Here is a 26,379-nt window from a genome sequence, read left to right as displayed (position 1 = left end):
ACGAGATTAGTCAGCGGCTTATGACAGAGAACACGTATGATTTCCGATAGATATCCGCTCCATCTTTTGACCGGGCCGCCATTTAACCTGAAAGCAAAAGACCTTGCCTGGGTTGCCGAGCAGGCCGAAGCACTGAGCGGCGACCTTGACCGCAAGATCGCGCAACTGTTCGTACTTGGGCTTCACGGGCCAGCCGCGCCCTGGATATCGGAACTCGATCACCTTCGTCCGGGCGGCGTGACCCGCTTCTTTTCCGAAAGCGGAATTGACGAACTGGAACTTCTGGAAACAATCCAGGAGAGGGCGGATATTCCGCTCCTGGTTTCCGCCGACCTCGAAGGGTCGCGCATGTCGTTTCCCTTCGGTACACAGGTGCCCAATCCGCTGGCTTTGGCCGCCGCCGATGATATCGACCTGACGCGGCGCGTGTACAGCCTGCTTGCCGATGAGGCGCAGGCCGTCGGCACCAACTGGTCCTTCACGCCCGTCGTCGATATCAATGCCGCCTTCCGCTCCGCGATTGTCGCAACCCGCGGGTTCGGAGCCGATCCCGAGCTGATCGAACGTCATGCACTGGTGCAGATCGAAGTGCTGCAGCAGCACGGCATCGCGGCCTGCCTGAAGCACTGGCCCGGGGAGGGATACGACGATCGCGACCAGCATCTGGTAACGACCGTCAACCCGTTGTCGATGGAAGAATGGGACGCGACCTTCGGCAAGCTTTATCGCGCCGGCATCTCATGCAATGTGCTTTCCGTCATGTCGGCACATATCGCGATGCCCGCCTTCGTTCGCTCGCTTGTCCCCGACGCGGGACTGGAAGAACTCTATCGGCCGGCCTCGATGTCGCGTTTGCTCAATCTCGAACTGCTGCGCGGACGGCTCGGTTTTAACGGCCTTATCGTTTCAGATGCTTCAGAGATGGCGGGGGCCACCTCCTACATGGCGGCGGCACCGGCGAAGGTCGAGATGCTGAGAGCCGGCTGTGACATGGTGCTGTTCACTGGCGACCTGCCGGGGGATATCGCCAATATCAAGGAGGCGCTCAAGGATGGAAAGCTTTCTCATGCGCGCCTGGACGAAGCGTTGACGCGTGTTCTGGGGCTCAAGGCCGCCCTTGGTCTGCATCGCCGACAACCGCAATCGCGGCAGCAGCGGCTTGGCCGTATTGCAAGGCCGCAGGCAAAGGCGACCGCAAAAGAAGCCTTTGCTCGGGCGCCTACGCTGGTGAAGGATGTCAGCGGATTGTTTCCGCTAACTCCAAAGACCCATCGCCGTGTGCTTGTTATCTCCGGTGGTATCGTCTCGCCCATCCACGGCGATCCGATCCCGCTTGCGCTCCCCGCGATGATGCGGGAACGCGGCTTCAATGTCACTTTATTTTCGCCGGGAGATGACTGGCGTCCGGAACTCTATGACCTCGTCCTTTATCTCTTGGCAGAAGAGACGCTTCTGACCCGCGGTCACATCTTTCTCGACTGGGCGCGACTGATGGGTGATTTTCGAATGGCAATGAAACGGCCCTGGTACCAAGTGCCCACGGCATTGATTTCATTCGGCTATCCCTATTATCTTTACGATGCGCCGCGGATGCCAGCCGTCATCAATGCATATGCCACTTCCGACGAGATGCAGGAAGCGGTGCTCAACTGTATGACAGGTGTTGCGCCATTCCTCGGAAAAAGTCCTGTAGACGCCTTCTGCGGGCAGGATCAGGCTCGGATATAAGACACTGCGGCGCAGACCCCGAGCGGGCCCATGGGTTTGAACGCGTTCAAGACGCAGGTTCGAATCCTGTCCCCGCGACCAATCCTGAGAGCTCTTGTTTGAGAAAACGTGCCTGCCTGTGGTCAAGCTTCACTAGGTTTATGACATTCGATGTAATGCTTGAAAAGATTGGCGCACCCGACAGGATTCGAACCTGTGACCTTTGGAATCGGAATCCAACACTCTATCCAGCTGAGCTACGGGTGCTAACCGTGAGGCGATGACTCGCCCTGTCCGATGGCAGGTTCTTAACCCAGGATCTTCGCCGCATCAATCGCCAATTTCAACGGATGTCGATTTCGGCGGAATAGGCGGAACCGGAGGAGAGTTTCCGGTTCCGCCTTGCCGCGCCTCTCCACGGCGGCGGACCGGGAAAGGCGGGCAGGCAATGGATTGACGCAAATCACGCCACTTTCATGGCGCCGGGGCCGGGGGTCGCGCCGGGCGGCACCTTGCCGAGGATGATCATGCCGAGTACTTCGTCCTTGGTGACGTCTTCGGTGCGCGCGTGGCCCACCACCTTGCCGTTTTTCATCACAAAGACCCGGTCGGCCAGATCGAAGACATCGTGGATGTCGTGGCTGATCAGGAAGATGCCGATCCCCTCGCGCTTGAGCTGCTTGATGAGATCGCCGACCTGCGCCGTCTCCTGCGGTCCAAGCGCTGCGGTCGGCTCGTCCATGATCAGGATGCGGGCGTCGAAGAGGATGGCCCGGGCAATCGCCACCGATTGCCGCTGACCGCCGGAAAGCGCCTTCACCGGCTCCTTGAAGCGCTTGAAATTGGGGTTCAGGCGGCCCATCACCTCACGGGTGTTGGCCTCCATCGCCACATCGTCGAGCGTCCCCCACTTGGTCTGCAGTTCGCGGCCGAGATAGAGGTTGGCGGCGGCATCGACATTGTCGGCCACGGCGAGCGTCTGGTAGATCGTTTCGATGCCGAACTTCTTGGCATCGCGGGGGGTGCGGATATCGGCCTGCTCTCCGTTGATCAGGATGTCGCCGGCATCGCGCTTGTAGGCGCCCGACAGGATCTTGATCAGCGTCGACTTGCCGGCGCCGTTGTGGCCGAGCAAAGCCACGACCTCGCCGGGAAACAGGTCGACCGAGGCGTTCTCGACAGCGTGGATCCCGCCGAAGGAGATGGAAATGTTCTTCATTTCCACGAGCGGAGTGTGTTGGTCCGTCACGATGAAAACTCCTATTTACTTGGCTCTGGCGCGATAGACGGTGTCGAGCCATACGGCGACGACGAGCACCATGCCCACGACGATGCGCTGGAAGGGCGTGTCGATGCCGAGCAGCACCATGCCGGACTGAAGGGACTGCATGACGAGCGCCCCCAGCATTGCGCCGGCGATCGATCCCATGCCGCCGGCAAGCGACGTGCCGCCGATGACCGCCGCGGCGATGGTATAAAGCTCGTCGAGTTCACCCTGCGCATTGGTCGCAGCGTTGAGGCGGGCGGTTGAGATCGCCGCGGCGATGGCGCAGAGCACGCCCATCAGCGCGAAGATCTTGACCGTCACCCAGCGCGTCTTGATGCCGGCGAGTTCTGCCGCTTCCGGATTGCCGCCGATCGCAAAGACATAACGGCCGAAGCGGAGCCTGGTGGCGATGAAGGTCATGACGATACCGACGGCGATCGCCATCAGAACCGGCACCGCAATGCCTTGCGAAATGAACAGTCCGCCTTCCGGCCAGGCAATGTTGTTCGCTTCGGCGTAGCGGCGGGCGATATTGATCGGCCAGTAATAGTTATTGGCGATATAGACCGCTCCGAGCACGATGGCGCAGCCGAGCGCGACCAGCACGTATTCGGCCCATACCGGCCGGCGGGGGAAGTGGAAGCGCTTGCGCTGATGCCTTGCATTAATGATCGCTGCGACGATCGCAAGACAGGCCAGCACGCCGACGACCCAGCTCCAGGTGGCGCCGATAGACCCTTCCGTGCCACCACCCATCAGGCGGAAATTTGCATCCATCGGGGCAACTGTCTGGCCGCTCGTGACGAACCAGGTGGCACCGCGCCAGACAAGCAGACCGCCGAGCGTGACGATGAAGGAGGGGACGTTGAGGAAGGCGATGATGGCGCCGTGCAGCGTGCCGATCAGGCCGCCGATCAGCAGTCCCGCGCAGAGCGTGATCAGCCAGATGGCGGGATGATTGAATCCCAGCATTTCCGGCAGCAGTCGGGCCTGAAGCACGCCCATGATCATGCCGGTGAAGCCGAGGATGGAACCGACCGAAAGGTCGATATTGCGGGTCACGATGACCAGCACCATGCCCGTTGCCATGACGGCGACGGAGGCGGTCTGTACCGAAAGGTTCCAGAGGTTTCGCGGCGTCAGGAAGAGGCCGCCCGTCAATATGTGGAAACCGACCCAGATGATCAGCAGCGCGCCGATCATGCCGAGCATGCGGGTGTCGATCTCGGTTGCGCGGAAGAAGCGCGACAGCAGGTTGCCCTCCGCCTGACCCGTCCCCCCCGATGTCGTCGATTTCGTTGTGGTTTGCATTGTATCGGCCATCTTTCGCCGTTCCCCACCTTTTTGAAGGCATTGCAGCCGGAAATCACCGGCCGGTCAGCACCTCTCAATGGCGCTTTGCCGCTTCTCGCTTGTTCACGCGGCCGCGCATCTTACGCCGAAAGCCGACGCCGCGGCAGAAACGCTGCGGCGTCGGCATGTTTATCGGCTGGATATGGCCATTCTTACTTGCAGGCTGCGACCGCGCCAGCCTTGACGCCCTGGCAGGCTTCAGCCTTGCTGATCCAGCCGGCCTTGATGACCACGTCGAGGTTGTCCTTGGTGATCGGCAGGGGCTTCAGGAAGACCGACTGCATCTTCTGCTTCTTCGGCCCGCCGTCGAAGGTCTGGACGTTCGGGATCTCGGTCATCTTCTTGCCGGAAGCGAGTGCGAGGGCGATTTCAGCAGCGGTCTTGCCGAGTTCGCGGCTGTCTTTCCAGACGGAAACCGTCTGGGTGCCAAGGGCAACGCGGTTGAGCGCGGCCTTGTCGGCATCCTGGCCGGAGACCGGTACCGAGCCTGCCAGGCCCTGCGCGTCGAGTGCCGCAATCGCGCCGCCGGCAGTGCCGTCGTTCGATGCGACGACCGCGTCGACCTTGTTGTTGTTCTTGGTCAGGAACTGCTCCATGTTCTTCTGGGCGTTCTCGGGCTTCCAGCCGTCCGTATAGGCTTCGCCGACATTCTTGATCTTGCCGGCATCGACCGCTGCCTTCAGCACTTCCATCTGGCCGGCGAACAGGAAGTCCGCGTTCGGGTCGGAAGACGAGCCCTTGATGAAGACATAGTTGCCTTCCGGCTTCACCTTGAAGACGCCCTGCGCCTGCATGCGGCCGACTTCCTTGTTGTCGAAGGTGATGTAGAAGGCCTCAGGGTTTTCGATCAGGCGGTCGTAGCCGACAACCGGAATGCCTTCGGCGGTTGCCTTTTCGATCGCGGGCGCAATGGCGTCGCTGTCCTGGGCGAGCACGATCAGCGCGTTGGCGCCCTGCGAAATCAGTGATTCGACGTCGGTCAGCTGCTTGGCGGCGGAAGACTGGGCGTCAGCGGAAATGTACTTTGCACCGGCAGCTTCGAGCGCCTTCTTGATCGCGGCTTCGTCCGTCTTCCAGCGTTCTTCCTGGAAGTTCGACCAGGATACACCGACGACGAGGTCGGCTGCCATGGCAGCGGTTTGCATGGAAACGAGGATGGCCGCGCCGGCCATCAGCTTTACAAAAGATCTCATAATGTCCTCCCGAGTGACGGCGGATGGGCCAAAAGCCTCCGTGCTCTCCCCCCGCCAGATTACCTGTCGGGCAAAGCCTCCGAGCTTTTTTCTCGACAGTCGAGAAATTAGATGTCAGAGATTCAAATGGCTGTCAATCGGCACTTGTGGAGGACAGGGCGCTGCCGTATCGACAGAGGCGAGGAGAACCCCGGAAGGCATGCTGGCGAAATCGAGTACCGAACTGGTCCGGCAGCAGAACAGCGCACTCGTGCTGTCTGCATTGCGTCGCCATGGCCGTCTCGCCCATACCGAGATTTCCGATGCGACGGGCCTGGCTTCGGCCACCATATCCGCCATCACGGCCGAGCTGGAGCGTGCAGGCGTCATCGAAAAGATCGAGCAGCAGGCGGCGACGGGCCGGGGGCGGCCGCGCGTGCTCTTCAGCCAGCGGCGCAGTTGCGGCTACCTGATCATCGTCATTATTTCATCGGATTCCATTCAGTATTCCCTGGTGGATTATGCCGGCACACTTCTCGACCGGTTTGCCGAGCCGCGTGGGGAGGGCGGTACTGCGGCCTTCATCGATTCCATTTCGGCAGCGCTGGCACGAGCGCTCACCCGCTCGCGGATCGGTCCGAACGAGGTCCTGCTGGTCTCGGTCAGCAGCAAGGGCCTGGCGCATGCGTCGGAACCTGTCCTTGTCTGGTCGCCGGTCTTCGGCGCCCAGCCGGTGGATTTCACCGCGGTATTAAAGGGCGAGTGGCACGCGAAAGTCATCCTCAACAACGAGACCCTGCTCGTTGCCGGCGCGCTTCTGGAGCGCGAGGAAAAAAAGGAGCGTGAAGGCGAACCGGTTCTTGCGGCGCTTTCGCTCGGCCACAGCATCGGCCTGGGGATCGGACGCCGCGGCACGGCGGCAGGGCCGGACATATCGGCTCCAAATTTCGGGCATATGCTGCATATCCCCAACGGAGCCCTCTGTCGCTGCGGAGCCCGTGGCTGCATCGAGGCCTATGCGGGCCTTTATGCCATCCTGCGCACCGCGTTCGAAGTGCCGATCGATACCATTCCGGCCAAGTTCGTGCCGCTTGCCGAGATCGACAAGATCGCCGCTCAGGCCCGGCAGGGCAATCGCAGGGCGCAGCTCGCCTTCCGGCAGGCCGGCGTTGCGCTCGGAAATGGGCTTTCGCGCCTGCTCAGCCTGCATGGCCATATGCCGGTCTACATCACCGGGCCGGGAACGCGGCATCAGGACCTTCTGCAGGCAGGCATCGAAGAGGGGCTTTCCGAAGCGCAGGTGGTGCGGCTCGGCGGCATGCCGGCCCTGACGGTGGCGCCGGACGAGCCGTCGCTTGTCTTCGAAGGCCATCTCAATCTTGCTTTTTCGATCGCGGACCAGGATATCATTCTCTCAAGGCCGCATCCCCCTGTTCGCGCGGCAGGAGAATAAGACATGATCGATCCGAACCATCCGTTCTACGCACCGCTCTGGCGGCGGCTTCTGATTGTCGCCGTCTGCTTCGTCTGGGCAGGGTTCGAATTCTACAGCGGCGAGCCGTTCTGGGGGATCATTGTCGGTGCCGTCGGCATCTATGCGACCTATAAGCTGTTTTTGGAAAAGCGCAGCGCACCGGCAGAAAAGCCTTCGGAGGAGCCGAGGGACTGACTTTGCCTATCCGCCGTCCCTCAAGGCCAGGTCGCCTGACGCAAGCTATCGCCAGGAAAGCCCCTTGATTGCCGTGTCGATCAACAGGTTGGCCGTCTTCATGCGGATATCGGCGTTGTCGCGAAATTCCGGCGCGACCCCGTCGGGGTGGTTGGCCTTGGCGAATCGCCGCCGCTTTTCAGCAAGCGTCGCCTCCGTATCGCCAGCGGTAATCGCCAGTTCCTCTGCAATCTCTTCCTGTGTCACCCGAAGCAGGTGGGGTGGGATCTGCGGCACAGGCGAGCCTTCCGGCTCCGGCTCATATAAGGCGGGTTCGATGTCCGCCAGTTCGGGCAGGAATGCGAAATAGGCTTCCGTCCCGGTCGCGGTGCCGGTGGGGCCATCGTCCGCTGGGGCGACGAAACCGAGGCCAAGTCCCTTTATGCGGAACCCAGCATCCGTCTCGTCGGCGTCTTCCTCGCCCTGTTCTTCCTTCAGCCGCGTCAGCACCGACTGAAAGACGGATTGCCCAAACAGCATGGGTCACCTCGCTTTTCGGATGAGGAGCGGACCATGCGGAGGTGGAGCCGAGCTTGCGGCCTATTGAGCGAGGTCGAAAATGACTATATAGAAGTAATCATGTACAGGAAATATGGTCATGACAGCCAAGACAGTTGCCGCAGCCGAGTTTAAGGCCACATGCCTGCGCTTGATCGACGAAATGAATGAAGATGGTCAGCCGATCACCATCACCAAACGTGGGCGGCCGGTGGCCGTACTCACGCCCGTCCTTGAGGCGCCTACCGGAAAGAAGGGCATTGTGGGGGTCATGAAAGGTTCCGTGCTTCGCTATGACGACCCCTTTGCCCCGGCAATCGACCCCGGCGAATGGGACGCCTTGAAGTGATCCTGGCTGACACTCATGTGGTGGTTTGGGCCGTGGAGGAGGACAAACGCCTCGGCCGCAATGCGATTCGGCTTCTGAATGAGGCCGCCGAGGGCGATGATCTGTTTATATCGGTCATCACCTGCTGGGAGATTGCGTTGTTGGCGGAACGGGGCAAACTCGCTCTCAGCCTTGAAGTCGGATTGTGGCTCGAGCGAAACCTTAACAGGCCGGGAGTCAGATGGACTCAGCTCGAGCCGGCCATATCAGTCGACAGTGTCCGCCTGCCTGGAAACTTTCACAGCGATCCCGCCGACAGATGGCTCGTAGCGACTGCCCGTCACTTCGGAATCCCGCTTTTAACGGCGGATCGCGCAATCCTTGCATACAGCAACGATCAGGGGCACGTTGCGACGGTTGACGCCTCGCTTTGATGAGCACTCGATGACGCCACGCCTCCCGGCGGCTTGTTCGGTTCGGCGCGCGTTCGTCGCCGCAATCGGCTCTGCCGAACGCTTCTATCCCTGCGTCTGGCTCTGACTTTGACCGTTCTGGCTCTGGCTTTGCGTCTGGCTCGGCGCGACCGTCAGGGAAACCTTGAGATTTTCGCCGGCAAGGCCGAGGCGCATCCCGGACACCGGCGCGCAGTCGCGGTAGCAGAGCCCGGAGGCGATCCGCACATAACGGTCGTCCGGGCAGATATTGTTCGCGGCATCAAACCCGACCCAGCCGAGACCGGGCAGGTGCACTTCGGCCCAAGCATGAGTTGCCACCTGTTCGATCGTGCCTTCCATCAGCAGATAACCGGAAACGTAGCGGGCCGGGATATCGAGGAGCCGGGCCGCGGAGACGAAGATATGTGCGTGGTCCTGGCAGACGCCGGTCTTCGCCTCCAGGGCCTCTTCCGCGGTGGTCTCGGTGTCGGTCGTTCCCGGCGTATAGGCGACCGTTCCGTGGATCGCCTCCATCAGCGCGTGCATCCTGGCAAGCTCGCTGTCGCCCGTCAGGCTTTTGGCGAGGCCCTTGATCAGCTTGCCCGCCTTGGTGCGCGGCGTCTCGCGCAGGAAAAGCCAGAGCGGACAAAAGCCCTGATGCGGTCCGAAGACGCCGGCTTTGTCGCTGGTCTCGACCTCTCCGGATGCGCTGATGCGGATCGTGTGTTCCGTGCCTTCGGCCGATACAAGCTCGATCCGGTTGCCGTACTGGTCGGCGTAGCCGGCCTCGACCTTGGCGCCGTCGACGGTGATTGCCCAGTTGATGACTTTCTGGGTCGGTCCGTCGACCGGCGTCAACCGCAGCCGCTGCAGCGAGTAGGGCACCGGCTGGTCGTAGAGATATTCGGTCGTGTGGGAAATCTTCAGCCGCATGTGCGGTAAATCCTGTGCCTGTGGGCCTAGTGGTAGAAGCGGTAGCCTTCGGAAATCTCGGCACTCAACTGATTGTTGCGGCTGACGAAGTCTTCCAGAAATTCATGCAGGCCCTGATCCATGATGTCGGTGATCGAGCCGCGCTTCAGCGTCGAACGGATCGCGTCGGCCGTCTCATGGGCCTTCAGCCGCTCGCCGTAGTCTTCGGCGATATAACCGAGATTGCTGACGATCTTCTCGTAGCAATAGGCAAGCGAGCGGGGCATCTGGACCTTGAGGATCAGGAAGTCTGCGATATTCGCCGACTGGTATTCGCCGTCGTAGACCCAGCCATAGGAGCGGTGGGCGGAGACCGAACGCAGGATCGATTCCCATTGGAAATTGTCGAGCGCCGAGCCCACGTGGCTGACGGCCGGCAACAGCACGTAATATTTCACGTCGAGGATGCGGCTGGTATTGTCCGCTCTCTCGATGAAGGTGCCGATGCGCGAGAAGTTGTAAAGATCGTTCCTGAGCATCGAGCCGTGGAAGGCGCCGCGGATCAGCCCGCAGCGGTGCTTGATCCCGTCGATCAGTTCGGGCAGGTCGGCCTGTTTCGGCTTGCGGGCAAGCCGTGCCTTCAGGTCGATCCACGCCTCGTTGGTGGCTTCCCAGGTCTCCCGCGTCAGAGCCGTCCGCACCATGCGGGCATTGTTGCGCCCCCAGTCGATGCAGGACATGACGCTCGACGGGTTGGACTGGTCGCGCAGCAGATAGTCGATGGCATCGGCGGCAGTCAGTTGCGGGTGCACTTCCGAATAGGCTTCGCGGACGCCGGCGCTCTGCAGCACCCCGTCCCAGTCCTCGTCGCTCGAACCGGCGCGGGTCAGCGAGACGCGCAAGCCGGCATCGACCAGGCGGGCGATATTTTCGGCCCTCTCGATGTAGCGAAACATCCAGTAGAGGCCGTTTGCAGTTCTTCCAAGCATTCTACCGCCTCAATCTTCCAGAACCCAGGTGTCCTTGGTGCCGCCGCCCTGGCTGGAATTGACAACCAGGGATCCTTGTTTCAGCGCCACGCGGGTCAGTCCGCCGGGAATGATCTTCACCTTGTCGGAAACCAGCACGTAGGGGCGCAGGTCGACGTGCCGGGGGGCGATGCCCTTGTTGACGAAGATCGGCACGGTGGACAGCGCCAGCGTCGGCTGGGCGATGTAGTTGTTCGGCTTGGCGGCGAGTTTCTCGGCGAAGTCGGAGCGCTCCTTCTTGGTGGCCGTCGGGCCCACCAACATGCCGTAGCCGCCGGAGCCGTGCACCTCCTTGATCACCAGTTCCTCGATATGCTCCAGCACGTATTTCAGGCTGTCGGGCTCGGAACAGCGCCAGGTCGGCACGTTTTCCAGAAGCGCCTTGCGGCCGGTGTAGAACTCGACGATCTCCGGCATATAGGAGTAGATCGCCTTGTCGTCGGAAATGCCGGTGCCCGGCGCATTGGCGATGGTGATGTTGCCGGCGCGGTAGACGTCCATGATGCCGGGAATGCCGAGCGCGGAATCGGGCCGGAAGGTGAGGGGATCGAGAAAGTCGTCGTCGACGCGGCGGTAGAGCACGTCGATCGCCTCGTAGCCCCTCGTTGTGCGCATCTTGACGCGCCCGTCGATGACGCGCAGGTCGCCGCCTTCGACGAGTTCGACGCCCATCTGGTCGGCAAGGAACGAGTGTTCGTAATAGGCGGAATTGAAGATGCCCGGCGTCAGCACTGCGACGCGCGGTTTGCCCTTGCAGCCGGCCGGCGCCAGCGAGGCGAGCGACTGGCGCAGGAGCCTCGGATAGTCCTCGACCCGCTGCACCTTGTTCAGCGCAAACAGCTCCGGGAACATCTGCATCATGGTTTCCCGGTTTTCCAGCATGTAGCTGACGCCGGACGGCGTGCGGGCATTGTCCTCCAGCACGTAGAACTGGTCCTCGCCGGTACGCACGATATCGGTGCCGACGATATGGGTATAGACGCCGCCGGGCGGCTTGAAACCGATCATCTCCGGCAGGAAGGCGACGTTCTTCTCGATCAGTTCGCGCGGAATGCGGCCTGCCTTGATGATTTCCTGCTTGTGGTAGATGTCGTCGAGGAAGGCGTTGAGCGCCAGAACCCGCTGCTCGATGCCTTGCGCCAGCTTGCGCCATTCGCGAGCGGAAATGATGCGGGGGATGATGTCGAAGGGGATGAGCTTTTCGGAACTGTCTGCGTGTCCGTAGACCGCGAAGGTGATGCCGGTTTTCCTGAAGATGTCTTCCGCGTCCTGGGTCTTGCGGATCAGATGGGCCGCATCCTGGCTGGTATACCATTCATGATAGGTCTTGTAGGGCGGGCGCGGAAGATTTTCCGCAGTCAACATTTCATCAAATGCCAAAGGCGCGTTCCCCTTTTTTCAGCCATTTGAATACAACGCAGATCGCAATGCAAGAACCATGCACAATTGCCCGCGAAGATTCCGGCGCGTTGAAAATCATGGAATTCGGCGCGCCGCCACATCCATAGATGTGCCGTTCCCGCGGGAGGACAAGTTCCATCTCCAGGGGCCGGTGGTGACCCCACTGCCTGCAAAAGCGCCAGATGCCCAAGCGCTGTTCAGGCCTTTGAAGCTTTGTTCAATGAAGTGATCAGTTTTTCTGCTTTGACCATCGAGGCAGCCCCGCATAGACAGGCGCCACCTGCCTTTTGTGACAATCAGCCGGAAAATCCCTCATGCTTGATCGCCTGGCTCCGGCCCTTTTCGTTCTCCTGTGGTCCACGGGCTGGATCGTCGCGAAATATGCGGTGGTGCACGCCGATCCCCTGACTTTCCTCGTCGTGCGCCACTCGCTTGCCGCGATAGCCTTCTTCGCCGTCTGTTTGGTCGTGGGGGCGAAATGGCCGCGAACGAAAATCCAATTCGGCTATGCGATCATCTCCGGCATCTTCCTGCACGGCCTCTATCTGTCAGGCGTCTGGTATGCGATCGGGCAGGGCGTGCCTGCGGGCTTGTCCGGCATCATTGCCGGTCTGCAGCCACTGCTGACTGCGCTCGCCGCCCCCTTCTTCATCAGCGAGCGGCTGCGGCCGATGCAGAAGCTCGGGCTGGTGCTCGGCTTTGCCGGCATCCTGATCGCGATTTCGCCGCAGCTCCTCGACGTGTTCGATCGAGGTCTTGCGGGGCTTGCCTTTCCGGTGCTGATCAATCTCGTCGCGATGACCTCGGTGACCTACGGGACGCTCTACCAGAAACGGCACCTGCAGGAGGGTGATCTTTTCTCGATCGCCACGCTGCAATTCGTCGGCGCGCTGATCGTGACGGTGCCGCTCGCGCTTCTCCTGGAGAACCTGCGTTTCGATTGGACGCACGAGGCGATGTTCGCCATGGCATGGTCCGTCTTCGGCATTTCGATGGGCGCGGTCGGCCTGCTGCTCTATCTCATCCGCCGCGGCCAGGTGTCTCGCGCGGCCTCGCTGATCTACCTCATGCCGCCGGTCGTGGCGATCGAGGCCGCGATCCTCTTCGGCGAGCCGCTGACACTGCCGATGATCGTCGGAACGGTGATCGTCGTGCTGGGCGTCTACCTGGTGAACCGGCGGGCCTGAGGGGCTTTCTTTTCGGGTCAAGAAACGGGTGTCGGCGGGAGCCGGGCAGCCATAGACAGCAGATGTAACCCAACAGGAGCTACATCATGCTGAATAACAAAGTTGCCATCGTCACCGGCGCATCGAGCGGCATCGGCCGCGCCTCCGCGCTGCTCTTTGCGGCAGAGGGAGCCGCCGTCGTCGCCAATGCGCGAGGGGAGGCGGAACTGCAGAAGCTGGTTTCGGAAATCCAGGCTGCCGGCGGCCGCGCGATTGCCGTAGCGGGCGATGTTGCCGAAGAGGAGACACACCGAAGACTGATCGATGCGGCGACGGAGCGCTTCGGCGGTCTCGACATCGCCTTGAACAATGCCGGCACGGTCGGGCCTTACAAGCCGCTGGCGGAGGTGACACTGGATGAATGGCAGCAGACCATGACCATGAATCTTGCCAGCGCCTTTCTCGGCGCACGCTCACAAATCCCGGCCATGCTCGAACGCGGCGGCGGTTCGATCATCTTCACCTCCACCTTCGTCGGCACCAGCGTCGGCATTCCCGGCATGGCCACCTATGGCGCTTCCAAGGCGGGCTTGATGGGATTGGTCAAGGGGATTACAGCCGACTATGGGGCGCAAGGCATTCGCGCCAATGCGCTATTGCCCGGCGGTACGGACACCCCTATGGCCGGTGACGCGGCGCAGAAGGAATGGGCGGCCGGGCTGCATGCAATGAAACGCATCGCACATCCGGACGAGATTGCCCGGGCCGCTCTTTTCCTCGCCGGCCCGATGGCAAGTTTCGTCGCCGGGACAGCGCTTTTTGCAGACGGCGGAAACGCTGCCGTCAAATGACAAAAAAAGAGGCCGCTTCAAGCGGCCTCTTTTTTAGTCGTTGTTCATGCCCGGCTGCGTTTGCGGCCCTGCTGGCCGCCATTGCGGTTGTCGTTGCCGAAACGGACGGGGCCGCGGTTTTCACCCTGCGGCTGACCGGCATGTGCCGGACGGCCCTGGCCGCCGTTATGCGCCTTGCGCTGGTTGCCGGATTCATGCGGGGCATGTGCCGCATGCGGGTTCTGGCCGCCATTGCCCTTGCGATGTTCCTTGCGAGCCGGTCTGCCTTCGGCGCCGGCCGTTATCCCATCCCTGGGGCCGAACTGCTTCTTGGCGGAGCGAAAATCCGACGTCGTGGAAAGATCATTGTCGGCTTCGAAACGCGGTGCTTCTTCGCCGCGACGCTGGCCGCGGAAGTCCTCGTTACGGCGTTCGCCCCGGTTCGGACGGTCGCCATGCGGACGCTGCGGGCGATCGCCACGGAACGGACGATCCTGACGCTCGCCGCGTTCTTCCGAACGGGCGCCGCCCTCGGCACCTTCGGCCGCGAAGAAGGGCTTGCGGGCCGGGCGTTCGCGGCGCTCGGGACGGCCTTCGCCGTTTCCACGACCGCGACCCTGGCCTGCGCCGTTGCCGCCACGGCCGCGATTGGCGCCGCCACGGTTGCCGCCGCCACGCGACGGACGGCTCATGCCCTCCGGACGCTCGCCGGAGGCGGTTGCGATTTCGATGCCCATCAGGCGCTCGATGTCACGCAGAAGACCGGCTTCGTCCGGTGCGCAGAAGGCAATTGCGATGCCGTCGCGGCCGGCACGGGCGGTGCGGCCGATGCGGTGCACGTAGGCGTCCGGCACTTCCGGCAGATCATAGTTGAAGACATGCGTCACGCCGGGGATGTCGATGCCGCGGGCAGCGACGTCGGTTGCCACGAGCACGCGGATCTCGTTGTCGCGGAATGCTTTCAGCGCCCGCTCGCGCTGACCCTGGCTCTTGTTGCCGTGGATCGAGGCAACCTTGAAGCCGATATGTTCGAGATGCTTTGAAAGCTTCTCGGCGCCGTGCTTGGTGCGCAGGAAGACCATGGCGCGGCCATCGGGATTGGTTTCGAGCGACTTCTTGAGAAGATCGGTCTTGTCGTTCTTGCCGACGACGAAGTGGACGAATTGCTCTACCTTGTCGGCAGCCTTGCCCGGAGGGGTGACCGATACCTGGACCGGATCCTTGAGGAAGTCGGCTGCGAGATCGGCGATCGCCTTCGGCATGGTGGCGGAGAACAGAAGCGTCTGACGGTTCTTTGGAACCATCTTCGAGATCTTGCGCAGATCGTGAATAAAGCCGAGGTCGAGCATCTGGTCGGCTTCGTCGAGCACCAGGTAGCGCACCGTCGTCAAGCCGATTGCGCGGCGGGCGATCAGGTCAAGCAGGCGGCCGGGGGTGGCAACGAGAATGTCGGTGCCTTTTTCCAGCTGCAACTGCTGCTTGTTGATCGATGCGCCGCCGACAACGGCGTTGATCTTCAGCGGCGTGTTGCGGACATAGCTCTTCAGGTTGGCAGCGATCTGGTTCACCAGTTCGCGGGTCGGCGCCAGCACGAGGGTGCGGGTGGTGCGGTTGTCGGGACGCTTGGGGTCCTTCAGGAGCATTTCGATGAGCGGGAGGCCGAACGCAGCGGTCTTGCCGGTGCCGGTCTGTGCCAGGCCGATCATGTCGCGGCCTTCGAGAAGCTGTGGGATCGCCTGGGCCTGGATCGGCGTGGGCGTTTCGTAACCAAGCGCAAAAAGAGTGGCTACGAGCTGCTTGGCAAGGCCAAGCTCTTGGAAATTCGTCAAGTCGAATACCTTTTCGGGGCGCCGCAAGCCTATGCCGGGGCCGGCACCATGCCGTCCGGTCTGCCTGTGGCGTCAAGAACCCCGCGTGAAGTGGGAACTTGCAAGTTGGAAATTGCTTTCCAGCGCTTAAACCCTGAGGGTCAGGGCGATCTATCTATGCGCCTTGTTCCTTCTTCGCGGTTATTTTGAACGCGGGGCCAGCTCACGCGGCGGCCGGAAGGTGAAAGCTGATGCGCATTTGGTGGATCTGGGGGCAAAAGTCAAGTGAATGTTTCGCAATTGCGAGAGGGGGAACCGGGTCTCGCTCCATTTCGTCGCCCCATGGAGCCCCACCGGCTGAAAGGAAAAGCCCGCGCTCGTGCGAGCGCGGGCTTGGCATGAACTGCTGTTGTCGGGTCAGTAGCGCGGGCAGACGCGGGCGCGATAGGCTTCGCCCCACTCGTTCTCGACCCATTCATAATGGCAGCGCGGTGCATACTGGGTGCGGTAGTAGACGCGCCGCGGCGGCGGCGGTGCATAATCGTATTCCGGTTCTACGTAAACCGGCCGCTGCGATCCTGAGACGATCGCACCGCCGATGATGCCGCCCGCAAGCCCGGCTGCGACGCCGGTCCAGACGTCGTCATGATGTCGGTCGCGGGCTTGAGCAGCCGGAGCGGCCGCCGTTAAAGCGCCAGCTACCGTAAGTGCCATGAGGCCCGCGGAGATGCTCTTTTGCAGTACGGACATGTCTTTGTTCCTTTCCCTCTCGTGATTAAGGGCACGGAAGAAAAGTCGCCTGCAAAGGCGGCGGATTCATGAAATCCCACGACGAGTAGTCTGAACGGCTGTTCAGCCTCTCTCGACCTCAAGTTGAAAATATCGAGGCTCATGCGTCCTGTGATGGTTACTTTGGCAAAATATTGGTTAAATAAAGGCGATTTTAGGATCTGCCGAATCTCCTCGTTCCGCCGCTCCTTCGCAGCGCTGCGATTCCTCTTGGGAGAAATTGCCGAACGATCCGGATAAATCGCTGAAATTGCGCCGCTTGCCTGCCGCATCAACAACGCGTTGTTAACGTGCGCGTGCTGTTATCCGTCAATTGGGAACCAACGAATCGAACCGGTTTCGGCCGGAGCGCGGAGTGGAAGGTGGAGACGGAAAGTGAACTGCTGAGAACGGCGTGCGAGCGGATCAACGATCTCGCCGAACCCGCCTTCATCAAGGACAGCGCCCTCACTTACGTGGCGGTGAATGCCGCCTATGCCCGGCTCTTCGGCAAACACGCGCATGAACTCATCGGCAAAACGAGCGGCGGCCTCTTCGGCGGCGGGGTGGACGCCGATCGCAAGGAAAAGGAATGCCGGGCGATCGTCTTCGGTACCGAGGAAGCCGCCTTCTGTTACGACCGCGCGGGCGTCGCGCGGCATCAAATCCACATCGAGCGCTTTCTCACAGAAGATGACCATACCTATCTCTTCGGCTCGTTCGTGCCGGCGACGACGCTGAGCGTTGCCGGAGGGCTGAACGTCGAGATGCAGGGCGGGCAAGCCGGCCAGTCCAGCGAACCCATGTCGGTGTTCGATAGCGCCCTGGTCGACGATGCACTCGACATGCTCGAAATGGGCATCGGCATCTACGACAGGAACGACTCGCTGCTCTACTGGAACTCGGAGCTGTCGAACTATTTCGCGTCGATGTCGATCGAGGTAAGGCGTGGCATGACGCTGAGGGAAATCCTCGGTCATGCCTATGACCGGCGCAAGCGGTTGTCGCCGGAGAAGATCGCGGCGGAAACGCCCGGCAAGGCGGCCTGGATCGAGGAGCGGATGAAACCGTTCCGGCTGCCCTACTCGGAAAGCATCTATCAGCTGTCCGATGGGCGGTGGATGCGGAGCCTCAACAAGCGCCTCGAGAATGGGTTGCTGCTTGCCGTTCGTCACGACGTGACGGACTTCAAGGAGCAGGAAATGCTCCTGCGGGCGCGGGTCGCCGAGACGGAGCTGCTGCGCGCCGTGCTGGAGGATCTGCCGGTCCCGGTTTTCGCCCGCAACAGCGATCACCAGCTGACCTATGCCAATGCCGCCTACGAAGCGATGCTCGGCGCCCCGCGCGAGCAGTTTCTCGGCAAGACGGAAACGGAGATGTTTCCGGACGCGGCGGAGAGGTTCCGTCTTGAAAACGACCGCATCATGGATGGGGAGACGATCGACAAGTCGGAGGACGTGACCTTCCCCGACGGCTCGATCGTGCCGGTCATCACGCGCCTGCGGCGGATCACGACCGCTGACGGCGCCCACCATCTGGTGGGTTCGCGGATGGATGTCTCGCTTATCAAGGAAGCCCAGAGGAAGGCGGAGAAGGTCGGCGAAGATCTGCAGACCATCCTCAGCGCCATTCCGGTCGGCATTGCCATTCTCGACGAGACGTTCAACTTCGAATACGCAAACCCGACATTTTACGATTTCTGGGATGCAGGCGAGCAGTTCGACCTGCCCGGCCGCTCCTATCGCGACTTCCTCAAGGTCAATTTCGATCGCGGCATCTATGCCGGTTCGAACCTCAGCTTCGAGGAGATCTACCAGGGCCGGATCGCGGCGCTGACGGAAGGCGACGACAGGCCGCCGATCGAGGTGAAAAGCCGCAACGGCCGCAGCATCGTCATTTCCGGTACCGGGCTTTCCGGCGGCAAGACGCTGCTGACCTACATGGACATCACCGCCATCCGCAAGCGGGAGCAGGAGATCCACGAGGCCCGCGCGGCACTCGAACAGCACGGCGCGCTGATGCGCGACGCCACCAGCGCGATGTCGCAGGGCCTTCTGATCCTGCATGACGGCGAAATCATCTTCTGCAACGACGCTTTGGCGAGCATGCTCGAAATGCCGGCGGAAATGGCCACGCCTGGCAAACAGTGGCGGGACATCTTCCGCTTCTGCGTCAGGCGCGGCGACCTCGGTCCGCCGGACGTGGCCGCCGATACGCTCAGGAGCTGGGAGGAAAACCTGGCCGCCGGAAAGCCGGTATTCGCCGATTTCCGGGTCGAAGGGCGCAAGTGGATCCATGTCGAAGCCAATATCACCGGCAGCGATCACTGGCTTGCCATCTTCACGGATGTGACCGACACGAAGGAACGCGAGGAGGAGCTGACGCGGCTTCTGCAGCGCGCCGAGGCGGCAGACCGGGCGAAGTCCGAATTCCTCGCCAACATGAGCCACGAAATCCGCACTCCGATGAACGGCGTGCTGGGCATGGCCGAGCTGCTCGCCAAGTCCAATCTCGATACCCGCCAAAAGACGTTCATCGACATCATCGTCAAGTCGGGCAATGCGCTGCTCACCATCATCAACGACATCCTCGACTTCTCCAAGATCGATGCAGGCCAGATGAAGCTCCGCAAGGCGCCCTTCGATCCGGTCGAGGCGATCGAGGACGTGGCGACGCTGCTCTCCTCATCAGCCGCGGAAAAGGACATCGAGCTCATCGTGCGCGGCGATGCGTCCGTGCGCGAGACGGTCATGGGAGATGCGGGCCGGTTCCGCCAGATCATCACCAACCTGGTCGGCAATGCGGTGAAGTTCACCGAAAAGGGCCATGTCTTCATCGACCTGATGTCGAAGCCGGCAGGCCCAGGCAAGATGATGCTCACCGTCCGCATCGAGGATACCGGCCTCGGTATCCCGGAAGAGAAGCTCCGAGCAGTTTTCGAGAAGTTCTCGCAGGTGGATACGTCCTCCACCCGCCGCCACGAAGGCACCGGGCTCGGGCTTGCCATTACCGCCGGCCTTACGGAGCTCTTCGGCGGGCGCATCGAGGTCGAAAGCGAGCTGGGACGGGGTTCGGCCTTTACCGTGCATCTGCCGTTCGACGTCGTCAGCGAACGCAACGTCCAGACGGTTTTGCCGATCAATACGAGCGGCGCGCGCATCCTGGTGGTCGACGACAATCCCGTCAACCGCCGAATCCTTGGCGAGCAGCTTTCGATGTGGGGCTTCGATGCAGTCGCCGCCGACGGCGGTGCCGAGGGGCTTGCGATCCTCGGCGAGGCCGCCCGGATCGGCGTGGTTGTCGATGCCATTGTGCTCGACTACCACATGCCGGAAATGAACGGCCTCGACTTCGCCCGTAACCTGCGGCGCGACGCCCGGTTCGACGGCACCGGTGTCATCTTTCTGACCTCCATGGACATGGCCAGCGACGACAGCACCTTCCAGGCGCTCAATATCCAGGCGCATCTGATGAAGCCCGCCCGCGCCAACCTACTGCGCAGCACGATCATCGACGTGGTTCGCTCGATCCGCACGAAGCGGCGCGCGCTGGAGAACCTTCAGGTCCGGTCGGAGGCAATTCCTGTCCCTTCCCATCGGACGGAGCCCAACTCCCGTCCGGTACCTTCTTCCGTGCCCGTCATCGCCGACGAACCGGTCTCCACACCTCCCATGCGTTCCAGTCCGGCCCTCGATGTGCTGGTTGCGGAGGACAACGAGGTCAATCAGATCGTCTTCACGCAGATCCTGCAATCGACCGGCTGGCTATTCCAAATCGTCAAGAACGGTGCCGAGGCCGTCGAGGCCTGGAAAGAGCACGAGCCGGCGGTGATCCTGATGGACGTGTCCATGCCGGTCATGAACGGACATCAAGCGACCCAGAAGATCCGCGAGCTGGAGAAGCAGAGCGGGTCGCACACGCCGATCATCGGGGTGACCGCGCATGCGCTGGAAAGCGACCGTGAACTCTGCATCAAGGCCGGCATGGACGATTATCTGTCGAAGCCGATCAGCCCGGAGGCTCTGGAATCCAAGATCCGTGCCTGGATCGGCGGCGGTGCCGCGCATTCGGTTTCAGGCTAGCTCACAGTGGATTGCCTACTCCCATTGTACTAACCCGTATGGGGGGTTTTTCGGCGCAACGATTGTGCCATTCTCCATTCGCTCAACAGACTGTTGAGGGCTCGAACGGGAAAAACGGTCGAGCCCTAATTTTCCCAGTAAGTGCTGCGTCTGGTGAAGGGCTCGCGCCTTGGCGGACCGGCGCGAGCCCTCAGGCGGGCTCCGGCTCGCTGAGATGGCCGGTTTTTTCGCATCCCGCTTCAAACGACCGTTTCCTTCTTCAACCCGGTCTCGCCCGCTCCCTGCGCAAATAAATAACTGAACAGGCGGCGAAAGCTCGAATTGTAAGTACGTGCTAAAATAGATGTTTATAAACATGCTGTTCTCTTTGAGCCTGTGCACAGGGCTTCCCCAAGCAGGTCAGAAGGAACATCATGCAGCTCTCCCATATCCTCGGCGTTCTCTGTCTTTCCACGACATTGGCGCTTGCCCCTCTGAACATGATCTTGGTCGATAGTTCGCCAGCCTTTGCAAAGGGCGGCAACGGCGGCGGTAATGGTGGTGGCGGAGGCGGCGGTAACGGCGGTGGTGGAGGCGGCGGCGGTGGCGGCAATGGAGGAGGAGGCGGAGGAGGCGGTCACGGCGGCGGTGGCCACAGTGGCGGCAAAAGCGGCGACCGTTCGGGAAGCAAGGGGGCGAACGGCCGGAGCGCCGACAGCCGGACCGACAAGGCCAGCAGATCGCAGCAGGCCGGCAAGTCGAAGCCGAACGTAAAGACCGTCGGCAAGGGGGCGACCACGGCAGTTGGCCGGAAGTCAGCGGCGGCTCAGAAGGCAAAGCCGGAGAAAAATCTCGCTGCCCAACTGGCCGGGCTGAATTCGCTGAAACGCAATTACCACGCGCTGATGAATACGGCCGATCCTCGGATGGCGGCGATTTCCGCCTTCAGCACTGCCTACGCACAATATGAGCTCACGCACGGCGCCGCGCCGCCGGCGGACGATCCTGTTCTCGGCGATGCGGCCCTGAGCGAGGCTTTGGCGGCGGCGGGAAAAATGGAGACGGTCGCGCCGGAAGCCCTCGGCTGGGCGAAGGACGTGCTTGGCGTCGGACCGGCGGTCGGCACGATCGACAAGATGAGAGAAGCGCTGGCGAAGCAGACGACCGAACCCACCGACGATACGGATGCGGATGAGGACACAACCGAAACGCCTTCGCCGGACGAAACCGTTAACGGAGAGCCGGACGATACCGATCCGGTCGAAACCGCCGCCAGCGGAGACACTGCTACGGCCGAAGCGGCAACTCCCTGAGTTGATGCCGTGTGGCACGACAATACCGGCAAAGTCCCGGCCAAACCTTTTCCGGAAGGTAGCCATCTACTGACACAAAAGCACATCGGCACGGTGGAACCGGTGGTGGGCGAGGTGGCCTACCCGTTTCAGCCAGCCTGCCTTTGACGATGCAGCATTTCACGCACCAGGCTCACAAGCTCCAGCAGCGGCGTTCCCCGTCGCTGCTCCACATCGATCCGACGACAAATCAAACGCAGGTCCAAGCCCACAAACATCATGCTTACCCCAATGAATCAGCCCACCTGATATATAGCTGGATTTGCGGCCGAGGAGTATTTTCGTGTGCGCGGATCAGGAGAGTGACTTTGGCCGGCTTCCATTCGATTTAGGCCATAAGGGGATGTTGATGCAGCCGTTTCACCCAATGTCGAAGTTGATCTGGGTCAAGAACTAGGGTCACTTGAGATGTGAGACGGCACCATTGTACCCCCCAACGCAGTGCGGTCTTAGCGGCCGGTATTCATTGACCGGCCGCTTCCTTTTATCGGTACTTCGCCCTGGGCCGGGTCTTCTCGATTTATGAAGTCCAATAGATTGGAGCAGAAGAATGTGCCCTTGGATATTGTCGAGGATTGTTTGAAGATAGTAAGTGTGTTCTTTCATTTTGTATCTGATGCGACAGAAACACTACCCACAACGGATGATCTTCCAGACTGCGGTCTAGCTCCTTTGAGGGAATTGTGAGTTTCCATCCAGAGCGTAATGTTCTCTTTCTTCCCAGGTCATGCATAGAAGAGTCTTGAACTTGGGAGAGGCCCGCGCAGGGGGAACAGGCGCGGGCCTTCTGCTATTCAGGAGAATAGCGATCGTCGCTGTTATTGCAGCAAGGGTGCGGGACAGCGGGTCAGGCTTTGACGCCGCACAGCATCTCGCGTTTTCCGGCAAATCCGGGGCGACGTTCGACGGCGAAGCCGGCCGCGGATAAGTTGCGGCGCACGAAGCCGGCAGCGGCGTAGGTACCGAACGTCCCTCCCGGTACCGTCTTCTCGTGGATTGCCTGCATCAGGTCCGGCGACCACATGTCCGGATTGCGGGACGGGGCGAAGCCGTCGAGGAACCAGGCGTCGAAACCCAGTTCGATGGCCATCACGGATTCCAGCGCGGGACCGCAGACGACGGTGAGCCGGGTTTGCCGGTCCGCTTCGATCTCGACCCTTCCGGCGGGTTTATCCGGCCAGACGGCGGTAAGCGCTGTATGCTCCGCATCGATTTCCGGCCAACGGGCCAACGCGCGGTCGATCTCCTCGCTCTTCATCGGGTAGAGTTCGAAGGAAATGAAGTGAAGTTTTCCGGCCGGGAGGCGGGTGAGCTTCCATTGGCGCCAGGTTTCGCAGAAATTCAGACCCGTGCCGAAACCGAGTTCTCCGATCTTGAAGTCTCCGGATGGTGACCCGCAGTCCCGCCAACGATCCGGCAGGCCGTTGCCTGCGAGGAAGGTGTGGCCGCATTCCAGCCGCCCATCGGTGCGACAATAAAAGTGATCGCCAAACTTTTGCGAATAGGGCATATCGCCCTCGTGCCAGTCCAGCGGCTGGTCTTCCCGGGCAACACTGTCGGGGGTCGCAAGCTTTTCGAGGTCATCGTCGCTCATGGGACATGCGGATAATCCTGCCGGGTCCAAGGGTCAATCGGATCTTGGCGGTCGATCTCACGATCTTCCGGCAGCTGTCGATCTCGTCATCCTCGGAGGCGGCGTCATGGGCCTCTGGGCGGCGGTCAAGGCAGAGCGCCTCGGTATCAGGACGCTGCTCGTCGATGCGGGCCGGATGGGGCAGGGGGCGAGCGGCGGACTGCTCGGCGCGCTGATGCCGCATATGCCGGACAAATGGAACGAGAAGAAACAGTTCCAGTTCGACGCGCTGCTGTCGCTCGAAGAGGAGGTCGCCGGCATCGAGCAGGCGACCGGCATGACCTGCGGGTACCGCCGTTGCGGTCGGCTGATCCCCTTGCCGAAACCGCATCTCAGAACGATCGCCTTGCGGCACTCGCAGGATGCCGAAATCTGTTGGCATCAGCATGGCCGCCGTTTCCACTGGCATGTCGTCGATCGCGGCGTTCAGGAGGGTTGGCCGGATGCAACCTTTACCGAAGCCGGTCTTGTTCATGACACTTTCGCGGCGCGCGTTTCGCCGCGCGGTCTTACTGCGGCGCTTGTGGCTTTCCTGCGTGCGGCAAGACACGTCCGGATTATCGAGGGGCTTGTCGCCGATCGGGTCGATCCGGAGAAAAACCGTGTGATTTTCGCAGGCGGCGAAAGTACTGCCTTCGGACATTGCATCGTGGCGGCGGGCCACCAGTCCTTCCCGTTGCTGGGGGAAATCTCTCCGCCGCTGCCACGGCCGCTCGGACAGGCAGTGAAGGGCCAGGCGGCATTGCTCAGGGCCGACGTCGATCCGACACTGCCGATCATCTTCCTCAACGGGCTCTATGTCGTCGCCCACGAGGGCGGGCATGTCGCGGTCGGCAGCACCAGCGAGGACGTGTTCGAAGACGCAGCCTCGACGGACGGTCTGCTCGACGATCTGGTCAGCCGCGCTCGCGATCTCGTGCCGGCCCTGAGGGAAGCGCCGGTGATCGAGCGCTGGGCGGGGCTTCGGCCCAAAGCCATCGACCGCGACCCGATGGTCGGGCCGCATCCGGATCACCGCAAGGTGATTGCTCTTACCGGGGGCTTCAAGGTCAGCTTTGGGCTCGCCCACAAGCTCGCCGAAGTAGCACTCCGTACGGTAAACGGCGAGGAAATGCAGCTTCCGGACTCCTTTGCCCTGGAAAGCCACCTGGCCGCTGCCGCGCGCTAAACGCGAATCCTTCCGTCGCCCTCGTCGTTAATCTGTCACGCAAATCACGTACCTCCATTCGTGGGGTCGATGAGCAATACGTAAAATACCGGGGCGGAAAAGAAGGGACGCACGAGAAGGTGATGCATGCGTTATGCCATATATTTCACGCCTCCGGCTTATGATCCGCTGACGCTGGCCGCCGCCCAATGGCTTGGCCGCAACGCCTTTTCCGGCGAGGCCATGGAGCCGCCGGCGATCCGAGGCATCGGCATCCACGACATCGCCTTCAACACCGCGCTACCGCGCCGCTCCGGTTTCCACGCCACGCTGAAGTCGCCCTTCCGGCTTGCACCCGGCGTTACCGAACAGGCACTGCTGCGGCACCTGATGCGATTTGCGGGCGCGCACGATCCGTTTGATCTGCCGAGACTGGAAGTCGTTCGGCTCGGCAATTTCTTCGGCCTTGCACCGGTGCTGCCCTGCGAGACCATGCGGTTTCTCGCTGCCGCCGTCGTGCAGGAGTTCGACGCCTTTCGCGCTCCGCTTTCCGAAGCGGAGCTGGAGCGCTGCGATCCGGGCGACCTGACAGCTCCGCAATTTGCAAACCTGCACCGCTGGGGCCACCCTTACGTGATGGACGAATTCCGCTTCCACATGACCCTCACGGGGCCGCTTTCCGCGATCGACATGCCGCGCTTCGAGCTGGCGTTGCGCGATCACTTCGAACCCTTCCTCAGGAAGCCGGTCGAGGTCGCCAACCTCGCCCTATTCGTCGAGGAGGAGCAGGGCGCACCTCTCCTCGTCCACTCCCTGCATCCCATGGGTCGGGTGGCGTCACGCAAGATCGCCTGAGACCCTCCGGCGTCACTTTTGTTCAAGAAGCCAAGGCGCAAATCTGCTATATCCGCGTGATGGACAATATCTCGCAGGAGCAGGCAGCCGACCACATGCCGCTCGCGGACGCGGAAACCACCCGCTTCTGGCGGGACAGCCGCTTCGGCGGCATGGAGTGCCTGACCGCCACCTTCCTGACCCACGAATTCGCCCCGCATGCCCATGACACATTCAGCATCGGCGCCATCGAGAGTGGTGGCCAGATCGCCACGATCCGCGGCACAAGGGAAGCGTCCGGACCGGGCGACCTCTATCTCATCAACCCGGGCGAGATCCATGATGGAGCGCCCTACGAGGGCGGCTACCGCTACCGCATGATCTATCCGGACCTCTCGCTGCTGCGCGAAATCCTGGAAGACGTCACCGGGAAGCCTTTTCGGGGCATGCCCGCCTTCGGCAGGCAGATACTTCGCGACCAGTCGCTCGCGGATGCTTTCCATGCGGCGCATCGCACCCTCGAGTTGGGGTCCGGCGCGCTGGAGACGAGCCAGGCAATGTTCCTGGTGCTGGACGCCATGTTCCGGCGGCACGGCAGCTCGATCATCGTGCCGACCGATACAGCTGAAAGATCGGCCGTGCATCGGGCGCGCGACTACCTGGTGGAGAATTTCGCCAGCGATGTCGGACTGGAGGAACTTGCCGAAGTGGCGGGCTTGAGCCGTGCCCATCTCATCCGCGCCTTCCGCAAGGAATTTCACATCACGCCGCATTCCTTCCTCACCGACATTCGCATCCGCGAGGCGCGCAAGCGCTTGAGTCGGGGCGGTCCGCCGGCGGAAATCGCGCTCGAATGCGGCTTTGCCGACCAGGCCCATTTCACCCGCCACTTCAAATCGCGAACCGGACTGACCCCCGGGCAGTATCGCGCCCGCTGAACATCTCTTCCCATCGGCGACGGCCGTTGCGGGT

22 protein-coding genes and 1 tRNA gene are annotated in these 26,379 nt (G+C 61.7%); 12 read left to right on the top strand and 11 right to left on the bottom strand.

Annotation, left to right across the window (positions count from 1 at the left end; genetic code table 11):
* Positions 1-36 precede the first annotated feature (36 nt).
* Entirely contained in the window at positions 37-1,728 is a 1,692-nt protein-coding gene (locus tag EDE09_RS04860; RefSeq protein WP_132409249.1) for a glycoside hydrolase family 3 N-terminal domain-containing protein, read from the top strand.
* A 169-nt stretch (positions 1,729-1,897) separates the two neighbouring features.
* Here the strand turns inward: EDE09_RS04860 and EDE09_RS04855 are convergent.
* The 4 genes from EDE09_RS04855 to xylF all read right to left on the bottom strand — a co-directional run bounded on the left by EDE09_RS04855 (position 1,898) and on the right by xylF (position 5,520).
* Positions 1,898-1,974 (bottom strand) — tRNA-Arg (locus EDE09_RS04855).
* A gap of 196 nt (positions 1,975-2,170) precedes the next feature.
* The gene (locus tag EDE09_RS04850; RefSeq protein WP_132409247.1) at positions 2,171-2,956 is read right to left on the bottom strand and encodes an ATP-binding cassette domain-containing protein; all 786 of its coding nucleotides are present in this window, start codon (positions 2,954-2,956) and stop codon (positions 2,171-2,173) included.
* Positions 2,957-2,971: 15 nt separating this feature from the next.
* Complete coding sequence (locus EDE09_RS04845; RefSeq protein WP_132409245.1) at positions 2,972-4,297, bottom strand: sugar ABC transporter permease; 1,326 nt, start codon at positions 4,295-4,297, stop codon at positions 2,972-2,974.
* A 182-nt stretch (positions 4,298-4,479) separates the two neighbouring features.
* Complete coding sequence (gene xylF, locus EDE09_RS04840) at positions 4,480-5,520, bottom strand: D-xylose ABC transporter substrate-binding protein (RefSeq protein WP_105373971.1); 1,041 nt, start codon at positions 5,518-5,520, stop codon at positions 4,480-4,482.
* A 199-nt stretch (positions 5,521-5,719) separates the two neighbouring features.
* On the opposite strand from xylF, the gene EDE09_RS04835 reads away from it, so the two are divergent.
* Complete coding sequence (locus EDE09_RS04835; protein ID WP_132409243.1) at positions 5,720-6,952, top strand: ROK family transcriptional regulator; 1,233 nt, start codon at positions 5,720-5,722, stop codon at positions 6,950-6,952.
* Between the two features lie 3 nt (positions 6,953-6,955).
* The gene (locus EDE09_RS04830; RefSeq protein ID WP_132409241.1) at positions 6,956-7,168 is read left to right on the top strand and encodes a DUF3329 domain-containing protein; all 213 of its coding nucleotides are present in this window, start codon (positions 6,956-6,958) and stop codon (positions 7,166-7,168) included.
* Positions 7,169-7,213: 45 nt separating this feature from the next.
* Here EDE09_RS04830 and EDE09_RS04825 read toward each other — a convergent pair whose 3' ends face one another.
* A complete protein-coding gene (locus EDE09_RS04825; protein ID WP_132409239.1) occupies positions 7,214-7,687 on the bottom strand; it encodes a hypothetical protein in 474 nt (157 codons plus the stop codon).
* 118 nt (positions 7,688-7,805) lie between these two features.
* Between EDE09_RS04825 and EDE09_RS04820 the strand changes: the two genes are divergently transcribed.
* Together EDE09_RS04820 and EDE09_RS04815 are read left to right on the top strand one after the other, a co-directional pair.
* On the top strand, positions 7,806-8,054 hold the full coding sequence (locus EDE09_RS04820; RefSeq protein WP_132409237.1) for a type II toxin-antitoxin system Phd/YefM family antitoxin: 249 nt from the start codon (positions 7,806-7,808) through the stop codon (positions 8,052-8,054).
* Positions 8,036-8,467 carry a type II toxin-antitoxin system VapC family toxin gene (locus EDE09_RS04815; protein WP_245505073.1) on the top strand — a complete coding sequence of 144 codons (432 nt, stop codon included), beginning with the start codon at positions 8,036-8,038 and terminating at the stop codon, positions 8,465-8,467. The genes EDE09_RS04820 and EDE09_RS04815 overlap by 19 nt, the downstream gene beginning before the upstream one ends.
* A gap of 84 nt (positions 8,468-8,551) precedes the next feature.
* Here the strand turns inward: EDE09_RS04815 and EDE09_RS04810 are convergent, their stop codons facing one another.
* The 3 genes from EDE09_RS04810 to EDE09_RS04800 are packed head-to-tail and all read right to left on the bottom strand — an operon-like array spanning position 8,552 to position 11,787.
* Positions 8,552-9,400 (bottom strand): transglutaminase family protein, encoded by an 849-nt coding sequence (locus tag EDE09_RS04810; protein ID WP_132409233.1) that lies wholly within the window; start codon positions 9,398-9,400, stop codon positions 8,552-8,554.
* Between the two features lie 26 nt (positions 9,401-9,426).
* A complete protein-coding gene (locus EDE09_RS04805) occupies positions 9,427-10,368 on the bottom strand; it encodes an alpha-E domain-containing protein (protein ID WP_105373976.1) in 942 nt (313 codons plus the stop codon).
* A 9-nt stretch (positions 10,369-10,377) separates the two neighbouring features.
* Positions 10,378-11,787, bottom strand: a complete 1,410-nt coding sequence (locus tag EDE09_RS04800) for a circularly permuted type 2 ATP-grasp protein (RefSeq protein ID WP_132409231.1) — start codon at positions 11,785-11,787, stop codon at positions 10,378-10,380.
* Between the two features lie 335 nt (positions 11,788-12,122).
* Here EDE09_RS04800 and EDE09_RS04795 point away from each other — a divergent pair, with 335 nt between their 5' ends.
* Both EDE09_RS04795 and EDE09_RS04790 read left to right on the top strand, forming a co-directional pair.
* Positions 12,123-12,995: a DMT family transporter gene (locus EDE09_RS04795; protein ID WP_132409229.1), complete on the top strand. Its 873-nt coding sequence runs from the start codon at positions 12,123-12,125 to the stop codon at positions 12,993-12,995.
* A gap of 86 nt (positions 12,996-13,081) precedes the next feature.
* The gene (locus EDE09_RS04790; RefSeq protein WP_132409227.1) at positions 13,082-13,825 is read left to right on the top strand and encodes an SDR family oxidoreductase; all 744 of its coding nucleotides are present in this window, start codon (positions 13,082-13,084) and stop codon (positions 13,823-13,825) included.
* Positions 13,826-13,869: 44 nt separating this feature from the next.
* Here the strand turns inward: EDE09_RS04790 and EDE09_RS04785 are convergent, their stop codons facing one another.
* Both EDE09_RS04785 and EDE09_RS04780 read right to left on the bottom strand, forming a co-directional pair.
* Positions 13,870-15,633: a DEAD/DEAH box helicase gene (locus tag EDE09_RS04785; RefSeq protein ID WP_132409225.1), complete on the bottom strand. Its 1,764-nt coding sequence runs from the start codon at positions 15,631-15,633 to the stop codon at positions 13,870-13,872.
* 396 nt (positions 15,634-16,029) lie between these two features.
* On the bottom strand, positions 16,030-16,362 hold the full coding sequence (locus EDE09_RS04780; protein WP_105373980.1) for a hypothetical protein: 333 nt from the start codon (positions 16,360-16,362) through the stop codon (positions 16,030-16,032).
* Between the two features lie 401 nt (positions 16,363-16,763).
* On the opposite strand from EDE09_RS04780, the gene EDE09_RS04775 reads away from it, so the two are divergent.
* Together EDE09_RS04775 and EDE09_RS28065 are read left to right on the top strand one after the other, a co-directional pair.
* A complete protein-coding gene (locus tag EDE09_RS04775) occupies positions 16,764-20,462 on the top strand; it encodes a response regulator (protein WP_132409223.1) in 3,699 nt (1,232 codons plus the stop codon).
* 413 nt (positions 20,463-20,875) lie between these two features.
* Positions 20,876-21,754 (top strand): hypothetical protein, encoded by an 879-nt coding sequence (locus EDE09_RS28065; RefSeq protein WP_207914808.1) that lies wholly within the window; start codon positions 20,876-20,878, stop codon positions 21,752-21,754.
* Positions 21,755-22,640: 886 nt separating this feature from the next.
* Here EDE09_RS28065 and mnmD read toward each other — a convergent pair.
* Positions 22,641-23,387 carry a tRNA (5-methylaminomethyl-2-thiouridine)(34)-methyltransferase MnmD gene (gene mnmD, locus EDE09_RS04765; RefSeq protein ID WP_165924111.1) on the bottom strand — a complete coding sequence of 249 codons (747 nt, stop codon included), beginning with the start codon at positions 23,385-23,387 and terminating at the stop codon, positions 22,641-22,643.
* Between mnmD and EDE09_RS04760 the strand changes: the two genes are divergently transcribed.
* The 3 genes from EDE09_RS04760 to EDE09_RS04750 all read left to right on the top strand — a co-directional run bounded on the left by EDE09_RS04760 (position 23,386) and on the right by EDE09_RS04750 (position 26,345).
* Positions 23,386-24,594, top strand: a complete 1,209-nt coding sequence (locus tag EDE09_RS04760) for an FAD-binding oxidoreductase (protein WP_132409219.1) — start codon at positions 23,386-23,388, stop codon at positions 24,592-24,594. The genes mnmD and EDE09_RS04760 overlap by 2 nt on opposite strands.
* A gap of 126 nt (positions 24,595-24,720) precedes the next feature.
* On the top strand, positions 24,721-25,428 hold the full coding sequence (locus EDE09_RS04755; protein WP_132409217.1) for a DUF1045 domain-containing protein: 708 nt from the start codon (positions 24,721-24,723) through the stop codon (positions 25,426-25,428).
* Between the two features lie 59 nt (positions 25,429-25,487).
* Positions 25,488-26,345, top strand: coding sequence for an AraC family transcriptional regulator (locus EDE09_RS04750; protein ID WP_132409339.1), 858 nt, complete (start codon positions 25,488-25,490; stop codon positions 26,343-26,345).
* Positions 26,346-26,379: the final 34 nt, after the last annotated feature.

The organism is Neorhizobium sp. S3-V5DH (assembly GCF_004343065.1).
Lineage (GTDB): Bacteria > Pseudomonadota > Alphaproteobacteria > Rhizobiales > Rhizobiaceae > Neorhizobium > Neorhizobium huautlense.
Note: the sequence above shows the minus strand (reverse complement) of the source record. Positions and strands in the feature narration are given on the sequence as shown.

Bases quoted from the DNA above. Each gene is read 5' to 3' on its own strand.
- EDE09_RS04860 (WP_132409249.1), top strand. From the start codon at position 37: ATGATTTCCGATAGATATCCGCTCCATCTTTTGACCGGGCCGCCATTT.
- EDE09_RS04845 (WP_132409245.1), bottom strand. From the start codon at position 4,297: ATGGCCGATACAATGCAAACCACAACGAAATCGACGACATCGGGGGGG.
- xylF (WP_105373971.1), bottom strand. From the start codon at position 5,520: ATGAGATCTTTTGTAAAGCTGATGGCCGGCGCGGCCATCCTCGTTTCC.
- EDE09_RS04835 (WP_132409243.1), top strand. From the start codon at position 5,720: ATGCTGGCGAAATCGAGTACCGAACTGGTCCGGCAGCAGAACAGCGCA.
- EDE09_RS04830 (WP_132409241.1), top strand. From the start codon at position 6,956: ATGATCGATCCGAACCATCCGTTCTACGCACCGCTCTGGCGGCGGCTT.
- EDE09_RS04825 (WP_132409239.1), bottom strand. From the start codon at position 7,687: ATGCTGTTTGGGCAATCCGTCTTTCAGTCGGTGCTGACGCGGCTGAAG.
- EDE09_RS04820 (WP_132409237.1), top strand. From the start codon at position 7,806: ATGACAGCCAAGACAGTTGCCGCAGCCGAGTTTAAGGCCACATGCCTG.
- EDE09_RS04815 (WP_245505073.1), top strand. From the start codon at position 8,036: ATGGGACGCCTTGAAGTGATCCTGGCTGACACTCATGTGGTGGTTTGG.
- EDE09_RS04810 (WP_132409233.1), bottom strand. From the start codon at position 9,400: ATGCGGCTGAAGATTTCCCACACGACCGAATATCTCTACGACCAGCCG.
- EDE09_RS04805 (WP_105373976.1), bottom strand. From the start codon at position 10,368: ATGCTTGGAAGAACTGCAAACGGCCTCTACTGGATGTTTCGCTACATC.
- EDE09_RS04795 (WP_132409229.1), top strand. From the start codon at position 12,123: ATGCTTGATCGCCTGGCTCCGGCCCTTTTCGTTCTCCTGTGGTCCACG.
- EDE09_RS04790 (WP_132409227.1), top strand. From the start codon at position 13,082: ATGCTGAATAACAAAGTTGCCATCGTCACCGGCGCATCGAGCGGCATC.
- EDE09_RS04780 (WP_105373980.1), bottom strand. From the start codon at position 16,362: ATGTCCGTACTGCAAAAGAGCATCTCCGCGGGCCTCATGGCACTTACG.
- EDE09_RS28065 (WP_207914808.1), top strand. From the start codon at position 20,876: ATGCAGCTCTCCCATATCCTCGGCGTTCTCTGTCTTTCCACGACATTG.
- EDE09_RS04760 (WP_132409219.1), top strand. From the start codon at position 23,386: ATGGGACATGCGGATAATCCTGCCGGGTCCAAGGGTCAATCGGATCTT.
- mnmD (WP_165924111.1), bottom strand. From the start codon at position 23,387: ATGAGCGACGATGACCTCGAAAAGCTTGCGACCCCCGACAGTGTTGCC.
- EDE09_RS04755 (WP_132409217.1), top strand. From the start codon at position 24,721: ATGCGTTATGCCATATATTTCACGCCTCCGGCTTATGATCCGCTGACG.
- EDE09_RS04750 (WP_132409339.1), top strand. From the start codon at position 25,488: ATGGACAATATCTCGCAGGAGCAGGCAGCCGACCACATGCCGCTCGCG.